The 15766-nt window shown below is 67.4% G+C and carries 16 protein-coding genes and 1 rRNA gene; 6 read left to right on the forward strand and 11 right to left on the reverse strand.

Annotated elements, in window-relative coordinates; genetic code table 11:
• Positions 1 to 73 precede the first annotated feature (73 nt).
• Positions 74 to 733, reverse strand: a complete 660-nt coding sequence (locus tag KB201_RS13155; RefSeq protein WP_058253672.1) for an MBL fold metallo-hydrolase — start codon at positions 731 to 733, stop codon at positions 74 to 76.
• A gap of 17 nt (positions 734 to 750) precedes the next feature.
• The gene (locus KB201_RS13160; protein WP_211539429.1) at positions 751 to 1209 is read right to left on the reverse strand and encodes a DUF2752 domain-containing protein; all 459 of its coding nucleotides are present in this window, start codon (positions 1207 to 1209) and stop codon (positions 751 to 753) included.
• Positions 1210 to 1388: 179 nt separating this feature from the next.
• Here KB201_RS13160 and KB201_RS13165 point away from each other — a divergent pair, with 179 nt between their 5' ends.
• Together KB201_RS13165 and KB201_RS13170 are read left to right on the forward strand one after the other, a co-directional pair.
• On the forward strand, positions 1389 to 2759 hold the full coding sequence (locus KB201_RS13165) for an acyl-CoA dehydrogenase family protein (protein ID WP_211539430.1): 1371 nt from the start codon (positions 1389 to 1391) through the stop codon (positions 2757 to 2759).
• Positions 2760 to 2785: 26 nt separating this feature from the next.
• Positions 2786 to 4009 carry an acyl-CoA dehydrogenase family protein gene (locus KB201_RS13170; RefSeq protein WP_211539431.1) on the forward strand — a complete coding sequence of 408 codons (1224 nt, stop codon included), beginning with the start codon at positions 2786 to 2788 and terminating at the stop codon, positions 4007 to 4009.
• Between the two features lie 76 nt (positions 4010 to 4085).
• On the opposite strand, the gene KB201_RS13175 is transcribed toward KB201_RS13170, so the two are convergent.
• The 5 genes from KB201_RS13175 to KB201_RS13195 all read right to left on the reverse strand — a co-directional run bounded on the left by KB201_RS13175 (position 4086) and on the right by KB201_RS13195 (position 7861).
• Entirely contained in the window at positions 4086 to 4466 is a 381-nt protein-coding gene (locus tag KB201_RS13175; protein ID WP_211539432.1) for a CrcB family protein, read from the reverse strand.
• Positions 4451 to 4915 carry a fluoride efflux transporter CrcB gene (gene crcB / locus KB201_RS13180; RefSeq protein WP_211539433.1) on the reverse strand — a complete coding sequence of 155 codons (465 nt, stop codon included), beginning with the start codon at positions 4913 to 4915 and terminating at the stop codon, positions 4451 to 4453. Before crcB ends, KB201_RS13175 begins: the two co-directional genes overlap by 16 nt.
• Positions 4916 to 4930: 15 nt before the next feature.
• A complete protein-coding gene (locus KB201_RS13185; RefSeq protein WP_211539434.1) occupies positions 4931 to 5413 on the reverse strand; it encodes a DUF6790 family protein in 483 nt (160 codons plus the stop codon).
• A gap of 14 nt (positions 5414 to 5427) precedes the next feature.
• The gene (locus KB201_RS13190; RefSeq protein WP_211539435.1) at positions 5428 to 7308 is read right to left on the reverse strand and encodes a propionyl-CoA synthetase; all 1881 of its coding nucleotides are present in this window, start codon (positions 7306 to 7308) and stop codon (positions 5428 to 5430) included.
• A gap of 109 nt (positions 7309 to 7417) precedes the next feature.
• Complete coding sequence (locus KB201_RS13195) at positions 7418 to 7861, reverse strand: MarR family winged helix-turn-helix transcriptional regulator (RefSeq protein WP_065631567.1); 444 nt, start codon at positions 7859 to 7861, stop codon at positions 7418 to 7420.
• Between the two features lie 72 nt (positions 7862 to 7933).
• Here KB201_RS13195 and KB201_RS13200 point away from each other — a divergent pair, with 72 nt between their 5' ends.
• Entirely contained in the window at positions 7934 to 8827 is an 894-nt protein-coding gene (locus KB201_RS13200; RefSeq protein WP_137810743.1) for an alpha/beta fold hydrolase, read from the forward strand.
• A 10-nt stretch (positions 8828 to 8837) separates the two neighbouring features.
• On the opposite strand, the gene KB201_RS13205 is transcribed toward KB201_RS13200, so the two are convergent.
• Positions 8838 to 9437, reverse strand: a complete 600-nt coding sequence (locus tag KB201_RS13205) for an MSMEG_1061 family FMN-dependent PPOX-type flavoprotein (RefSeq protein ID WP_211539436.1) — start codon at positions 9435 to 9437, stop codon at positions 8838 to 8840.
• A gap of 26 nt (positions 9438 to 9463) precedes the next feature.
• Entirely contained in the window at positions 9464 to 10108 is a 645-nt protein-coding gene (locus KB201_RS13210; protein WP_211539437.1) for a universal stress protein, read from the reverse strand.
• Positions 10109 to 10268: 160 nt separating this feature from the next.
• Between KB201_RS13210 and KB201_RS13215 the strand changes: the two genes are divergently transcribed.
• Positions 10269 to 11441 (forward strand): histidine kinase, encoded by a 1173-nt coding sequence (locus KB201_RS13215; protein ID WP_307848069.1) that lies wholly within the window; start codon positions 10269 to 10271, stop codon positions 11439 to 11441.
• Positions 11438 to 12124 carry a response regulator transcription factor gene (locus tag KB201_RS13220; protein ID WP_211539438.1) on the forward strand — a complete coding sequence of 229 codons (687 nt, stop codon included), beginning with the start codon at positions 11438 to 11440 and terminating at the stop codon, positions 12122 to 12124. Before KB201_RS13215 ends, KB201_RS13220 begins: the two co-directional genes overlap by 4 nt.
• Before the next feature lie 11 nt (positions 12125 to 12135).
• On the opposite strand, the gene KB201_RS13225 is transcribed toward KB201_RS13220, so the two are convergent.
• Positions 12136 to 13395 (reverse strand): helix-turn-helix domain-containing protein, encoded by a 1260-nt coding sequence (locus KB201_RS13225; protein ID WP_211539439.1) that lies wholly within the window; start codon positions 13393 to 13395, stop codon positions 12136 to 12138.
• Positions 13396 to 13550: 155 nt separating this feature from the next.
• On the opposite strand from KB201_RS13225, the gene KB201_RS13230 reads away from it, so the two are divergent.
• A complete protein-coding gene (locus tag KB201_RS13230; protein WP_211539440.1) occupies positions 13551 to 15416 on the forward strand; it encodes an NAD(P)/FAD-dependent oxidoreductase in 1866 nt (621 codons plus the stop codon).
• 56 nt (positions 15417 to 15472) lie between these two features.
• Here KB201_RS13230 and rrf read toward each other — a convergent pair.
• Positions 15473 to 15589: ribosomal RNA gene (rrf, locus tag KB201_RS13235) — 5S ribosomal RNA — on the reverse strand.
• Positions 15590 to 15766: the final 177 nt, after the last annotated feature.

Below are 15766 nucleotides of genomic sequence, written 5' to 3' on the forward strand. Positions count from 1 at the left end.
CGCAGGCCCCCCTCGCTGGTTGAGCCGGTGAGGAGCGCAGCGACGAACCGAGTCGAAGCCACCTCCCGGCCCCTCACACCTGCGCGGCGCTCTCCTTTTCCAGCACCGTGAACTCGGTCGCGTCGTCCTTCATGTCCGCGAGTCGCCCGTAGTGGATGCCGCTGCCGGCGTCGGACAGGACCGCCTGATGGATGGGGACGGCGACGCGCGGCGCCATCGCCCGGAGGTAGTCGACCGATTCGCTGAGTTTCATCCACGGCGCGGCCGACGGCAGCGCGAGAACATCGACATGCTCGAACGGAATGTAAAACGAGTCCCCCGGATGCATGAATTGGCCCGGCTGGTCGGCGGTCCCGAGGACATAGGCGACGTTGTCGATGACCGGGATCTCGGGATGGATGACGGCATGCCGGCCGCCGGTGAAACGCGCGGTGAGCGAACCGATCTCGATCTGGTCGCCGCTGCGGGCGGCCGTCCACGCGCCGGCCACGTCGTCGTCGTTGAGCTGCTTGGTCGTCTGGGGATCGGCGTAGAGGATCGCGTCGGGGTTCGCGGCGACGAGCTCGGGCAGCTTCGCGACGTCGCAGTGGTCAGGGTGCTGGTGGGTGATCAGGATCGCGTCGAGATCGTCGATGCCGTCGAACCCGTGCGAGAAGTTCCCCGGGTCGAAGAGCACCTTGGTCCCGTCGATCTCGACGAGCAGACAGGAATGGCCGAAGTGGGTGATCTGCATGACTCCACTGTGCCCGTTCAGACGACAACCGGGAAGAAGCCCCACCCGAACGCGGCGTCGAGGATCCGCACGAAACCGTAGGTCAGCCACACCCCCAGCAGGACGGCACCGACGGGTCCGAGCACGCGGTCGCGCCAACCGGCGAGCAGCGCCCCGCGACGGCGCACCAGGGTGACCGTCGCCGCGACGACGGTCACCGCGGTGAGCACCAGGAACACCGGACCGAAGACATTGAAGGTGAACGCGGACCCGACGTCGCCGTGCATGAAGGCAACCCAGCTCCGGGTGAGTCCGCAGCCGGGACACGGAAGGCCGGTCATCACCGCGAACGGACACAGCGGCGGTCCGCTCTCCACACCACTCGGACTGAACACACACGCGGCGCCGAGCGCGGCGGCACCGACCACCGCGACGGTCGTCGCGCCCACCACCTGAGTGCCTGATAAGCCCTGTTCGCGGCGGTGATCGAGGGTCATGCGGCCAGCGTAGCGGGTATGCGGAACGGTGGTGTCGGGCAAGTGCGTGACAAACTTCTTACTCCGAAGTAAGGTATGGACTTACTACCGAGTAAGATAGGTCGCATCGACCCTCCACCCACACGTGGATCCACGCACAGACCCCCACCGGGGCGACTGGAAAGAAACGGCTGGTGATCATGACAACCCACACCGAACCGCGCGACACCTCCGCAGTCGGCCGCAACCCGCACCCGCGCAACTTCATCGGCACCGCGATGCGCGTACTGACCACGGTGACGGGCTCCGAGTTCGCCGAGAAGTACAAGATCCGCGAACCGATCAACCGCATCGCCTACCAGGGCACCAAGACCGGTTTCCAGACCCTCGGGGCGGCGAACCGCGCGTTCAAGGCCGCCCAAGGCGGGGGCTCGGGCCAGGCGAAGCGCCTCACCAGCACGCCCAAGGACTACTTCAACCTCACCCCCGACGACGAACAGCAGATGATCGCCGAGACGGTGAAGGAGTTCGCCACCGAGCTCCTGCGTCCGGCCGCACACGACGCCGACGCCGCCGCGGCGGCCCCCGAAGACCTGGTCAAGCGGTCTGCCGAGCTCGGCATCACGATGATCAACGTGCCGGAGGACTTCGACGGCGCGGCCTCCGAGCGCGGGGTCGTCACCAACGCGCTCGTCGCCGAAGCGATGGCCTACGGCGACATGGGCCTGGCGCTCCCGCTCCTCGCACCGAGCGGCGTGGCCACCACCCTCACCAACTTCGGCACCGACACCCAGCAGCGCACCTACCTGCCCGACTTCGCGGGCGAGAACGTGCCGCAGTCCGCTGTCGTGATCGCCGAGCCGAAGCCGCTGTTCGATGCATTCGCGTTGAGCACCAAGGTAACCCGCGTACCCAGCGGCTACCGCCTCAACGGCGTGAAGTCCTTCGTCCCGGCCGCCGGTTCGTCGGAGCTGTTCGTCGTCGGCGCCCAGCTCGACGGCAAGCCCGCCCTGTTCCTGGTCGAGTCCGACTCGAAGGGCCTCATCGTCGAAGCCGATCCCGGCATGGGTGTCCGCGCCGCCGGCATGGGCCGACTCCTGCTGCAAGACGTCGCCGTTCCCGAATCGGCGCTGATCGCCGGCGAGCGCGACGCGGCTTTCGCGGCCTACCGTGACGTGGTGCGCCTGTCGCGCCTGGGCTGGTCGGCGCTGGCCGCCGGCACCGCACGCGCCGTCCTCGACTACGTGATCCCCTACGTCAACGAGCGTGAGGCCTTCGGCGAGCCGATCTCCAACCGCCAGGCGGTCGCGTTCATGGTCGCCAACATCGCCACCGAGGTCGACTCGATCCGCCTCGTGACGCTGCGCGGCGCCGCACGCGCCGAGCAGGGCCTGAGCTTCGCCCGCGAAGCCGCCCTCGCCCGCAAACTCACCATCGACAAGGGCCTGCAGATCGGCCTCGACGGCGTCCAGCTCCTCGGCGGCCACGGCTTCACCAAGGAGCACCCGGTCGAGCGCTGGTACCGCGACCTCCGCGGCGCCGGCATCGGCGAAGGCATCGTCGTCCTCTAGACCGCCTGTGACCGAAGGAAACTGACATGAGCATCAATCTCGAACTCCCGAAGAAGCTGCACGTCACCATCGACCAGGCACACCAGGCGGCGGCGGAGATCTTCCGGCCCATTTCGCGCAAATACGATCTGCGCGAGCATGATTACCCGGTCGAGCTCGACACCCTGGCCAGCCTGTACGACGGACTCGCCGAGACCGGCCAGGCCGGCGCGGGCGCCGACGGCGGACGTAGCCAGCAGAAGAAGGCCAAGCCGCGCGAAGAGGGTGCGGTGGTCAACGGCGGCAACATGCAGTCGGCCCTCAATGTGATCGAAACATGCTGGGGCGACCTCGGTCTCATGCTGAGCATCCCCTACCAGGGGTTGGGGAACTCGGCCATCGCCGCGGTGGCCACCGACCAGCAGCTCGAACGGTTCGGCAAGGTGTGGGCCGCGATGGCCATCACCGAACCGAGCTTCGGCTCCGACTCCGCTGCCGTGAGCACCACCGCGACCCTCGACGGCGACGAGTACGTCATCAACGGCGAGAAGATCTTCGTAACCGCCGGCTCGCGTGCCACCCACATCGTCGTGTGGGCGACCGTCGACAAGAGCCTCGGCCGCGCCGCCATCAAGAGCTTCGTGGTCCCGCGCGAGCATCCGGGCGTCGAAGTCGTTCGCCTGGAACACAAGCTGGGCATCCGCGTCTCCGACACCGCGGTCATCCGCTTCGAGAACTGCCGGATCCCCAAGGAGAACCTGCTCGGCTCCCCGGAGGTGGACACCAAGAAGGGATTCGGCGGGGTCATGCAGACCTTCGACAACACCCGTCCCCTCGTCGCGGGAATGGCTGTCGGAGTCGCGCGGGCCGCGCTCGAGGAACTGCGCCGCGTGCTCGACGAGGCCGGCATCGAGGTCGACTACGACCGTCCCGCCGCCGACCAGCATGCCGCTGCCGCCGAGTTCCTGCGCATGGAGGCCGACTTCGAGGCCGCCTACCTGCACACGATGCGCGCAACCTGGATGGCCGACAACAAGCAGCCCAACTCCACCGAGGCGTCGATGTCGAAGGCGAAGGCGGGCCGCACCGCCACCGACGTCACCAACAAGGTCGTCGAACTCACCGGCACCCTCGGCTACTCGGAGCGGTTGCTGGTGGAGAAATGGGCACGCGACTCGAAGATCCTGGACATCTTCGAGGGGACCCAGCAGATCCAGAATCTGATCATCGCCCGGCGGGTGCTCAACAAGAGCAGCGCCGAGCTCAAATGAGCCGCTGACCCACAGTATTCGGCCCCGCTCCCTCGTCGAGGCGGCGGGGCCGAATCGCGTTCTGGGCGGGTCTCTCTCACACCGTCCAGGCCGCGGCCATGCCCGCGGCGCATGCCGCCACCGAGGCGAGCAGCGTGATGACGGCGTACCCGCCGGCGACCAGCCGCTGCCTGTTCTCCGCCAGGCGGACCACCTCGAAGCTGGCAGTGCTGAAAGTCGTGTAGCCGCCACAGAATCCGGTCCCGAGGATGGCCTGCAGCTCATGTGGCGCACCGTGGAAGAGCACCAGGCCGGCGAGGACCCCGAGCAGTGCCGAACCGGTGACGTTGATCACGAAGGTTCCCCACGGCGTGATCGTCGGCCATCTCCACTTGACGGCACCGTCGACGACGAACCGCGTCACCGCACCCAGCGCGCCGGCCGCCATGACGGCCAGTGCGATCACCGCGCCGCCCATCGGGTCGTGAATTTCAAGGCGAGTGCGATCCCGCCGCCTGCCGCGAGCAGACCCAGCACGACGCTGACCACCGCGTACGCAAGTGCCGTCGCCACCGCCGAGGCGCGCGTCAGCTCCGAGATCTCCAGCGCGAACGTGCTGTAGGTGGTCAGCGCCCCGCAGATGCCGGTGCCGCCGAACAGCCGAACCCGCTGACGCCAGCCCTCGTCATGCCCCAGCCGCGCAAGAAGCTCCAGCAACGCACCGAGAACGAAAGCGCCGATGACGTTGACCGCGAAGGTCGCCCACGGCCAATGCCCGTCGGCGACCGGAAATGTCTTCTCCGCCCAGTACCGCACGCCCGTACCGATCAGCCCTCCCGCGAACACCCACGCGAGGGCGTGCACGCGTAAGTGCAGCGGGCGTTCGTCGGGATCGACGGGGAGCTCGTCGTGCTTGTCCATCTGCACGCGACCAAGTCTGCGCTAGGCGACGACCGTGTACAACACGATCAGGTAGACCGGCACCAGCACGTCGAAGAAGAAGATCGGTCCGGCATTGCCCGCCTTGAAGTTCCGGCGGGTCACCATCTCCCGTACATGTCCGACGGCCGCACCGAGATAGAACACGGAGAACGCGAGGATCGTGGCCAGGGTGAACTCGTCACCGAAACCGGAGGCGAGGACACCGAGCACGCCGGTCGCCAGACTCGCGAGACCGACCTCCCACTGCCACGGCGTCTTGGACGGCCAGCCGATCGATTCCGCGATCGGCTCGCCGAAAAACATGTGGCCGCAACCGGTCATCCAGCCCTGGACGCCGATCATCCACAGCACCGAGTTCTCGAGCAGATCCCGGCCGAGTTCGCCTCCCGGCGACAGCGCATCGATCACCGTCATGACGATCGTGCCGACCAGCCCGACGAACGGGACGAGGGCTATCGCAGTGCGGAGGATGCGGTCGCGCACGTCCTCGACGCCCGTCAGCCCTTGAGCTGCTCGGCGAGGGCGGTCAGCACGTCCGGGTCCTCGATGGTCGACGGGACGGTGTACTCCTCGTGATCGGCGATCTGGCGCATCGTCTTCCGCAGGATCTTGCCCGACCGCGTCTTGGGCAGTGCCGACACCACCGTGACGTCGCGGAAGGTCGCGACCGCACCGATCTCGTTGCGCACCTTGGCCACCAGCTCGTCGCGCAGCGTGTCCGCCTCGATGTCGACACCCGACTTCAGCACCACGTAACCACTGGGTCGCTGACCCTTGAGGTCGTCGTGGATGCCGATGACCGCGCACTCGGCGACCGCCGGATGCGAGGCCACGACGGCCTCGATGCTTCCGGTCGAAAGCCGGTGTCCGGCAACGTTGATCACGTCGTCCGAGCGGCCGAGGACGAACACGTAGCCGTCTTCGTCGATGTAGCCGGAGTCGCCGGTCAGGTAATAGCCGTCGAAGGCGGCCAGGTAGGACTTGCGGTACCGCTCCTCGTCGCGCCACAACCCGGCGAGGGTTCCGGGCGGCAGCGGCAGACCGATGACGATGTTGCCCTCCTCGCCCGGGTCCAGCGAATTGCCCTCGGCGTCGACGACGCCCACGCGGTAGCCGGGAACGGCGACCGTCGGCGAGCCCGCCTTGATCGGCATCGGCTCCAGCCCACGGAGATTCGCCGCGATCGCCCAACCGGTCTCGGTCTGCCACCAGTGGTCCACGACCGGGACACCGAGCACCTCCGAGGCCCACGTGAAAGTGTCCGGGTCGAGTCGCTCGCCCGCCGCGAACAACATCTCGATCGAAGACACGTCGTACTTGCTCAGTTCGGTGGCGTCCGGGTCCGCCTTGCGGATGGCGCGGATCGCGGTGGGTGCGGTGAACAACGCCTTCACCCCGTGTTCACCGATGACACGCCAGAACGCGCCCGCGTCCGGGGTACCGACCGGCTTTCCCTCGTACATCACCGATGTCGCTCCGACGAGGAGGGGCCCGTACACGATGTAGGAGTGTCCGACGACCCACCCCACATCCGAGGCGGTCCACCACACGTCGCCGGCAGAGATGTCGTAGATGTTCGCCATCGACCATGTCAGGGCCACCGCATGCCCGCCGTTGTCGCGGACGACGCCCTTGGGCTTCCCGGTGGTCCCCGAGGTGTAGAGGATGTACAGCGGGTCCGTGGCCTTCACCGGAACCGGCTCGACCGGATCGGCCCCGGCGAGCGCGTCGTCCCAGTCGAGCCATCCCTCGTGATCTGCTGCGGCACCACCGATCTCGGGACGGTCCTTGACGATGACGACACGCGGCGGCGTGGCCGACAACTCGATGGCCTTGGCCACCATCGGCAGATACTCGACGACCCGGCCCGGTTCCAGACCGCCCGAGGCGGTGAGGACGGCGACCGGCTCGGCGTCGTCAATACGGGTCGCGAGCTCACGAGCGGCGAAACCGCCGAAGACCACCGAGTGCACCGCGCCGATCCGCGCGCACGCCAGCATCGCGACGGCCGCCTCGGGGATCATCGGCATGTAGATCACCACGCGATCGCCGTAACCGATCCCCTGCCCGGTGAGGACACCGGCGAATCGTGAGACCTCGTCGAGCAGTTCGGCGTAGGAGTACCGACGGACCTCGCCCACCATCGCCGAATCCCAGATCAGCGCGATCCGGTCGCCGTGTCCCGCCGACACATGGCGATCAAGGGCGTTGGCGCAGGTGTTCAGCGTCGCGTCCGGGAACCAGCGGTAGAGCGGGGCGGCCGAGTCGTCGAGTGCGGAGGTGGGTGGGGTGATCCATTCGACGCCGGTGGCGGCGTCGAGCCAGAACGCCTCCCGATCGTCGGCTGCCCGTGTGAACGCTTCGATGTACCGGCCCATGGCCATCCCTTCGCCGTCGTCGGTGAGGGCACCGGTGTCGTCGGTGCCGCATCGCCCTTCGAGGGTATCGGTATGACCGTCACCACGAAAATGAGATGCCCGGTCTCGGTCAGCGGCTGCGAGCGTCGGCCACCGCAGTCGTGACCCGATCGAGGAAGGTGCGGATGGCGGCAAGTTCATCGTCGGAGAATCCGTCGGCCACGGCGATGACCTGCTCGATGAGCGGTCCGAAGAACGACCACCCCATCTGCTGAGCCGCGTCGGTGACGTGCAGCGCCACCTTCCGACGGTCGGTGCCGTCCCGCGAGCGCGAAACCAGGCCCTTCGTCTCCAGGCGATCTATCAGGGCCGTCGTCGATGCGCTGTTGAGGCCGAGATGACCGGCCAGCCAACCCGGCGACGCGACGTCGCCTGACCGCTGCCGGTCCAACAGCGCGACGAGGGCTCGGAGATCGGTGGCGTGCAATTCGTTTCGGGCGGCGAAAGCGGAGCCGAACACATCGAGCTCCAAGGTCAACGATCGCAACCGGTGCACGAGGTCGTCGTTGTTCACACGGTTACTGTACTCGTCACCACTCGACAGTCTAGTATCTCGATAATCGAGTAATTTGCCGGAGGGAGTCCGATGTTCGCCAAGGTCCGCCCGACGATCGACACCTTTGCCGCCACGCCCGACGGCGCCACGTTCTTCGCCCACTACGACGCCCTCGTGCAGAGGTCGTCCGCCACACCACTCGACATCGGCAGTCGGTTCGGCACCACGCGAGTCAACAGTTTCGGACCGGCCGGGACCAGACCGGTGATTTTGCTGCCAGGCGGCGGGGCGACCTCGATGGCCTGGGTGAACGTCGCCGGCTCCCTCGCACGAACACGCCGGGTACACGCAGTCGACCTCATCAACGACGTCGGCCGTTCCCACGTGACCCGGCCCCCGGACACCGCAGGCGACCTACTCGACTGGCTGTCGTCCGTCCTCGACGGGCTCGGCGCCGCACGCGTCGACCTCGCCGGCCACTCCTACGGTGCCATGGTCGCGCTGGCCTACGCGGTCGGTCCCGGCAAGGACCGGGTGGACCGGCTCGCGCTCGTCGACCCCACCTCGTCCTTCACCGGCCTGCGCACGACCTATCTCCTGCGGGCTCTGCCAGTCTTGTTGTCTCCCAACCCCGGGCGGCTCCGGCGTTTCCTCCGATGGGAGACCGGTGGGGCCGCGTTGAACCCCGACTGGCGTGACATGTACTGCGCCGGAGCCCGGTTCCCCACCGCGCCGACCGTGGTTCCGAAACGGCCCACCGATGAAGCACTCTCGGCACTGGGAGACGGCGGGTCGGTGACCGTGATAGTCGCCCCCGACAGCCGGGCGCACGATCCGAGGGTCGTCTCACGGCGTGTACGGGCATTGTTGCCCTCGGCGCGGGTGACGATGCTGCACAGCGGCAGTCATCACACTGTTCCCCTCGAACCCGCGGACGAGATCGCTGATGCACTCGTCGGCGCTTTCGACGACACCTCGGCGTAGCTCGCCGCCCTCAGTAGAGGTAGGGACGGAAGCTGTCCTCGGTGAACCGTTCGTTGCCCGCTTCGGGCATCACGCGCCGGGTGATCTCCGCGACCGAGGGCAGCGCGTCGGGTCGCCATGAGTCCGGCTTCCACAGATCGGACCGGAGGAACGCCTTGGGACAGTGGTAGAACACCTCGTCGACGGTGATCTCCACCGCGAGGATCGGTCGCTTACCGCTGACCGTGAGGTCGTCGAAGTAGTCGGCGTCGTCGACGATGCGGGCGCGGCCGTTGATCCGCAGCGTGTCCCCGCGACCGGGTACGACGAAGATGGTGCCCGCGTTGGGGTTCCGGAGTATGTTCACGTAGCCGTCGACACGACGGTTGCCCGGCCGCTCGGGTATCGCGATGTGCCGGTCGTCGATGACGTGGACGACCTTGCCGGCCGGGTCGCCCTTGGGCGACACGTCGATCCGTCCGAGTTCGTCGGCGGTCGCCAGGAACACCATCGGCGACTCCGCGAGCCATTCCCGGTCGACGTCGGCGAGTGAGTTCCGCGCCTTGTCGCGGATGATCTCCATCGGATGGCCGACGATCTCCCGCAGCCTCGACTCGTCGGTGATGTGCATCTGCACATCGTGTCACGCGGCCGTTGCTACGCGGGTCGCGGTGCGGGCGCCGGCCAGGGGAAGGTCCAGGTGGTGTCGCGGACATCGTCGAGCCGCGCCGCCCGTCGGCGCAGATGGACCGACCCGTCGGTGACAATCAGAGTGACGTCGGCGTCGAGTCGTCCGGCGAGACGTCGGGCGGTCCAGCCCGGTCGTGTCCCACCGGTACCGATGACGACGGCACCGGCCCGCACCCGTCCGGCCGCCCGGTGCAGGACCGTCGTCGGGTCGCCGACCTCGCTCATGGTCGACACCGTCCGTGCACCGTGCCACCTCGCGAGTTCGGCGGCGGTCCGCAGGGTCTCGTCGACTCTCGCCTGACCGGAGAGCAGATAGGACTCGTCCTTGAGGGCGTCGTGCAGCGTGGTGCTCGCTTCTTTCCGACGACGCCGCGTGGCGCAGATCAGGATCAGGTCGCCGGAATCGCCGAGCAGTCGAACGGCGACCTTCACCGCACGCAGTGAGGCGTCACTCCCGTCGACTCCGACGACGACCGGACGGCCGAACCCCGCGTGGCCCGGCACCGGTACGCCACGCACCGCGTCGATCGGCGGGGCCAGGGCGGGATCTGTCGGCCCTGGTCGGGTCTCGAGGCGCTCCCAGCGCCGGGGTCGTGTCCGCAGCGTGCTCATGATGTCCTCCTCGGTCGGCGATATCGGCTGCTCACAACGCTATGGAGGCCAAAGTCCCGAGTCGCCATCCCGCGGGTTGACCGGTTCTCCACCCCAGGGTGGACAGCCGAATCCACCGTGAGGCGGACGTTCGGCAGTTCTGCGGAACTATCCTGGAACGGTGACGGGCTTCACAGCGGAGATGGGCGCGGGGCTGCGCCGGCGGATCGAACGGGCGGGCGGCGACTACCCGCCGCTGTACCCCGCGGTGATCCTGTCGTCGAGCGTCGTGGTCACCCTGGTGTCGACGGCACAACGTTTCCCGTTCGATCAGATCGGGTGGGTGATCGCGGCGCTGGTCCTCGCCGTGCTCTCGCTGGTGCTCGACCTGACCCTGCCGCCGACCTCGTACCCGTGCTCTGCGGTGATCACCAGTACGGTCTGCTTCCTCATGGTCCCGACGCCCACCGACGCCGCCCCACTCCAACTCGTCCTGGTGGCGGCGATCGCCGCCGCGATGTATCCCCTTCTCGGCGGACTGATCGTGACGGCGGCCTGCTTCGCCGTCATCGTGTGGTTCGGCGCCGTCGGCGGTCTCGAGTCACCGGCCATCTACGCGCTCGGCGTCGCGTGCGGTTGGCTGATCGGCTACATGATGCTGATCCAGAAGCGTCTGGCCGACAACCGGGCCCGGGTGCTCGCCGAGCGTGCCGACCGCGCCGCGAGCGACGAACGACAGCGGATCGCCCGCGAGATCCACGATGTCATCGCGCATTCCCTGTCGATCACCATGCTCAACGTCACCGGCGCCCGTCGCGTGCTCGAACAGGATCGTGACATCGAGGAGGCACTGGAGGCACTCTCCGACGCCGAACGCCAAGGTCGACAGGCGATGACCGAGATCCGCACCATCGTCCACGTATTGGGGACGACCGAGCCGACGGGATCGACGGCCCCGTCACCGGGCGCCGGAGACCTCGTCCGGCTCGTCGAGGACTACCGCAAGGCCGGCGTCGACATCGACTTCAGCCTCGTCGGCGACCTCACCGAGCTGCCACGTCCGGTCGGTGCGGCGCTGTATCGGATCACCCAGGAGTCCCTGGCCAACGTCGTCAGACACTCGGTGGCCAAGCAGGCCTCGGTCTCGGTGTCGGTGGCCGATGCGGTGGCTCTCACGGTCGAGAACCCGGCGACCGAGGATCGGCCTCGAGAATGCGACGGCACCGGTATCGAGGGAATGACCCAGCGCGCGGCACTGCTCGGCGGCACGCTCCACACATCACATCGCGCAGGCACCTGGTCGGTACACGCGACGCTGCCGTCGCGACCGGTCACCGCAGGGGTGCCCGTATGACGACGACCGCGCCCACCGATCCCGCGACCGACCCGATCCGGGTCCTCCTCGTCGACGACCAGGAGCTCATCCGTACGGGCCTGCGTCGCATCCTGCGCCTGCGCGACGGCTTCGACATCGTGGGTGAATGCGCGGACGGTTCCGGGGTCCTCGCGGGGATCGCCGAACACCGGCCCGACATCGTCCTGATGGATCTGCGGATGCGTGACGTCGACGGCATCACCGCCACCACGATGGTGCGCACCCTGCGGGAGCCGCCGCCGGTGCTGATCCTGACCACCTTCGACGACGACGCCCTGTTGTCCCGTGCCCTGCGCGCCGGAGCGGCCGGGTTCATCCTCAAGGATTCGCCGGCCGAGGCGCTGATCTGGGCGGTCCGCGCGGTGGTTCGCGACGGCGCGTTCCTGGATCCGGCGGTGACCGAACGCGTTCTCCATGGCTTCCGACGGTCGGGTCGCGAGCAGGTGAGCGCCGTGCCCGGGCTCACCGACCGCGAGACCGATGTCCTCCGCCTGATCGCGCGGGGCCGCACCAACGCGGAAATCGGTGCGGCCCTCGGTATCTCGCAGGTGACCGTGAAGAGCCACATCAACCACATCTTCACGAAGCTCGACCTCCGCGACCGGGCGGCGGCGATCGTATACGCCTTCGACCGTGGGCTCGTGGTCGCCGAGTACGACTGAGCCCGTGTAGATCAGTCGTGCACGGTGGTGATCTCGGGGGCGAGCACCTCGACGTCGACCCCGTCGACGAACCGGTACGGGCCCGCCACGAGCAGACCACCGAAGTGCTTGCGCAGCCGGGACATCTCGGCCCGGACGGTGACCGTTCGGTCGTCGACGCCGAACAAATGGTTCGACATCTGGGCCGCGGTGACGCCGCCGGGCCGTCGCGCCAGGAGGGTGAGGATCTCGCCGTGCCGGGGCGAACAGCGATGGGTCCAGGCACCGCTCGCGCCTTCGACGGTGACCTCGACGTTTCGGATACCCGGCGCGTCCGGCGGTACCCGCACGGTCACCCGTGTGGTCGATGCGTCCGAGGTCTCCGCGACGCGCACCAACCACCCGCCGGGCAACGCCTCGACGTCGCACTCCCCCAGCGCATTCACGAAGATGCGGCCGGGGCCGAGCCGCGGCGGCAGGATCAGTCGCGATCGCGGGGACACGGTGTCGACGGCGGCGACCCACCCGTCGGTGTCGACCGCCAACGCTGGGCCGGGCATGCGGGCGAGGATCGGCGCGGCCACCGCCCGCAACGAATCGAGCCGTCGGTGGTGGCTCTCGCGTAGTTGCGATTCGGCCAGCCGGGCGACCGCATGCACCAGCGCCAAGGTGGTCGGATGGATGGTGGCGGCCGGACCACTCACATCGACCACCCCCAACATCTCACCGGTCCGCGGGTCCTTGATCGGTGCACCGGTACAGGTCCACGAATGATGACTGCGCACGAAGTGTTCGGCAGAGAACACCTGCACCGAACGCCCGGACATCAGTGCCGTACCGATCGCGTTGGTCCCCACCGAGCCCTCGGCCCAGTCGGCACCCTCGACGAACCCGAGGGTGTCCGCGCGCGTGAGCACCCTCGACGATCCGCTCCGCCATAGCACGTGCCCATCGGCATCCGAGACGACCAGGATGTTGTCGCCATCGGCGATCAGCGAGTCGAGGCCACGTGCCAGCTCGTCCACGACCTCCGCCAGGCCGGAGCGTCGGCGGCGTTCCTCGAGCTCCTCGAGCTGAAGCGTCCGTTCCCCGGCACAGTCCACGTCCGGGTCGAGACCGGCACGCCGGAGTCGCTGCCACGAGTCGTCGATGACGCTCCGCGGACGCGCCGGCATGCGCCCGCCCGACATCGCCGCGTCGTGAACCGCGCTGAGAACGGACGCGAACTCGCGCGGATCGTCGCCGGCGTGCACCGCGGGCTCCAGCTCGGAGGCCGACTCGTAAGCGTTCATCTCTTCGATTGTGCGTCACGTCACAGACGACGACAACGTACCCCGCCCCTCGCAACCCCCTGCAACCCTTGCCGCCACCCGGCGCCGGGGCGTCTGCTGTCCACAACCCGCTGTGTTCCACATCACGTTCGCGGGGCACATCTCGAGGAGGCATCATGACTCAGACATTGGAACCGCTGGTCCATCTCGACCGCACCCCGCAGGAGCGGATGGACGCCTGGCTGCGTGAGTTCGAATCCGCACTCGCCGCAGACGACATCGCCCGCGCGACGAACGCGTTTCTGACCGACAGCTACTGGCGCGACCTGACAGCATTCACCTGGAACATCAAGACGGTGGAGGGCCACGAGCAGATCGCCGACATGCTGACCGCGCGTCTCGCGGACACCCGCCCGTCGAACTTCACCACCACTGAACCGGCCACCGACGACGGGGACGGCGTCGTCTCGGCGTTCATCGCGTTCGAGACCGCCGTCGGACGGTGTGAGGGACACCTGCGCATCCGTCGCGACGACGACGGCACCGACGGTGGCGGGCGCGACGCCGGGGAGGACAAGGCCTGGACGCTGCTGACGACGATGCAGGAACTCAAGGGACACGAGGAGTCGGCCGGCCCGAATCGACCGCTCGGGGCGGTGCACGGTTCCGACCCCGACACCCGTTCCTGGGCGGAGAAGAAGGCCGACGAGGAACTGTCGCTCGGACGGTCGGCGCAACCGTACGTGCTGGTGATCGGCGGCGGGCAGGGCGGTATCGCGCTCGGCGCACGACTCCGCCAGCTCGGCGTGCCGTCGGTCGTCGTCGATCGCCATGACCGTCCCGGGGACCAGTGGCGCAAACGCTACAAGTCGCTGTGCCTGCACGACCCGGTTTGGTACGACCATCTCCCGTACCTGCCGTTCCCCGACAACTGGCCGGTCTTCGCACCCAAGGACAAGATCGGCGACTGGCTCGAGTTTTACACCAAGGTCATGGAGGTTCCGTACTGGAGTAAGACGACGTGTCTGTCCGCTGAGTACGACGAGGCCGAGTCACGGTGGACGGTTGAGGTCGACCGGGACGGTGAGCGCCTCACGCTCCATCCGACGCAGCTGGTCCTCGCGACCGGGATGTCCGGCAAACCTGCCGTCCCTTCGGTCCCCGGGCAGGATGTGTTCGCCGGCGAGCAACACCACTCGAGCGCACATCCCGGACCGGACGGCTACCTCGGCAAGAAGGTCGTCGTCATCGGCTCCAACAACTCCGCGCACGACATCTGCAAGGCGCTGGTGGACAACGGCGTCGACGCCACGATGGTGCAGCGCTCCTCGACCCACATCGTGAAATCCGACTCGCTGCGGTCCATCGCCCTCGGTTCCCTGTACAGCGAGGAGGCGGTCGCCTCCGGGATGACGACCAAGAAGGCCGATCTCACCTTCGCCTCGTTGCCCTACCGGATCATGCACCAGTTCCAGATACCCGTGTATGACCAGATCCGCCAACAGGACAAGGAATTCTACGAACGACTCGAGGCGGCCGGCTTCGAGCTCGACTTCGGCGACGACGACTCCGGACTCTTCATGAAGTACCTACGCCGCGGGTCCGGCTACTACATCGACGTGGGCGCGAGCGAACTCATCGCCGACGGAACGATCAAGCTGGTCCACGGTCAACTGGACCACCTCACCGAGAATTCGGTGGTGCTCGCCGACGGGACCGAGATCGACGCCGACGTGGTCGTCTACGCCACGGGGTACGGATCGATGAACGGCTGGGCCGCCGACCTCATGGGACAGGAGGTCGCCGACCGTGTCGGAAAGGTGTGGGGACTCGGTTCCGAGACGACCAAGGACCCGGGCCCCTGGGAGGGCGAACAGCGGAACATGTGGAAGCCCACCCAGCAACCGGGCCTGTGGTTCCACGGCGGAAATCTGCACCAGTCGCGCCACTATTCGCTGTATCTCGCCCTACAGCTGAAGGCGCGATATGAAGGAATCCCCACGCCCGTATACGGCTTGGCGGACGTCCACCACCTGAGCTGATCACCAATGAGAAAGGCCCCGCAACCACGAGGGTTGCGGGGCCTTTCTGAAATTGTGTTCGGCGGTGTCCTACTCTCCCACACTGATTAGGGTGCAGTACCATTGGCGCTGGAGGGCTTAGCTTCCGGGTTCGGAATGGGGCCGGGCGTTTCCCCTCCGCTATAGCCGCCGTAACTCTGTGAAACAACTGTCACACAACAGTGTTTATTTGTTTGTTGTGTGTTGTTTCAGAAGTACATAGTGGATGCGAACACCAACCAGGAACACTGTCGTGTTTGGTGATGTTGTGGGTGTTGTTGGTAAGTCCTCGGCCGATTAGTACCAGTCACCTGAACACATTGCTGTGCGTA

It is taken from the genome of Gordonia sp. SCSIO 19800, from assembly GCF_018132775.1.
GTDB classification, from domain to species: domain Bacteria; phylum Actinomycetota; class Actinomycetes; order Mycobacteriales; family Mycobacteriaceae; genus Gordonia; species Gordonia hongkongensis.

Excerpts from the sequence above, each read along its gene's own strand:
- KB201_RS13155 (WP_058253672.1), bottom strand. The coding sequence starts at position 733 with ATGCAGATCACCCACTTCGGCCATTCCTGTCTGCTCGTCGAGATCGAC.
- KB201_RS13160 (WP_211539429.1), bottom strand. The coding sequence starts at position 1,209 with ATGACCCTCGATCACCGCCGCGAACAGGGCTTATCAGGCACTCAGGTG.
- KB201_RS13165 (WP_211539430.1), top strand. The coding sequence starts at position 1,389 with ATGACAACCCACACCGAACCGCGCGACACCTCCGCAGTCGGCCGCAAC.
- KB201_RS13170 (WP_211539431.1), top strand. The coding sequence starts at position 2,786 with ATGAGCATCAATCTCGAACTCCCGAAGAAGCTGCACGTCACCATCGAC.
- KB201_RS13175 (WP_211539432.1), bottom strand. The coding sequence starts at position 4,466 with ATGGGCGGCGCGGTGATCGCACTGGCCGTCATGGCGGCCGGCGCGCTG.
- KB201_RS13190 (WP_211539435.1), bottom strand. The coding sequence starts at position 7,308 with ATGGGCCGGTACATCGAAGCGTTCACACGGGCAGCCGACGATCGGGAG.
- KB201_RS13200 (WP_137810743.1), top strand. The coding sequence starts at position 7,934 with ATGTTCGCCAAGGTCCGCCCGACGATCGACACCTTTGCCGCCACGCCC.
- KB201_RS13205 (WP_211539436.1), bottom strand. The coding sequence starts at position 9,437 with ATGCACATCACCGACGAGTCGAGGCTGCGGGAGATCGTCGGCCATCCG.
- KB201_RS13210 (WP_211539437.1), bottom strand. The coding sequence starts at position 10,108 with ATGAGCACGCTGCGGACACGACCCCGGCGCTGGGAGCGCCTCGAGACC.
- KB201_RS13220 (WP_211539438.1), top strand. The coding sequence starts at position 11,438 with ATGACGACGACCGCGCCCACCGATCCCGCGACCGACCCGATCCGGGTC.
- KB201_RS13225 (WP_211539439.1), bottom strand. The coding sequence starts at position 13,395 with ATGAACGCTTACGAGTCGGCCTCCGAGCTGGAGCCCGCGGTGCACGCC.
- KB201_RS13230 (WP_211539440.1), top strand. The coding sequence starts at position 13,551 with ATGACTCAGACATTGGAACCGCTGGTCCATCTCGACCGCACCCCGCAG.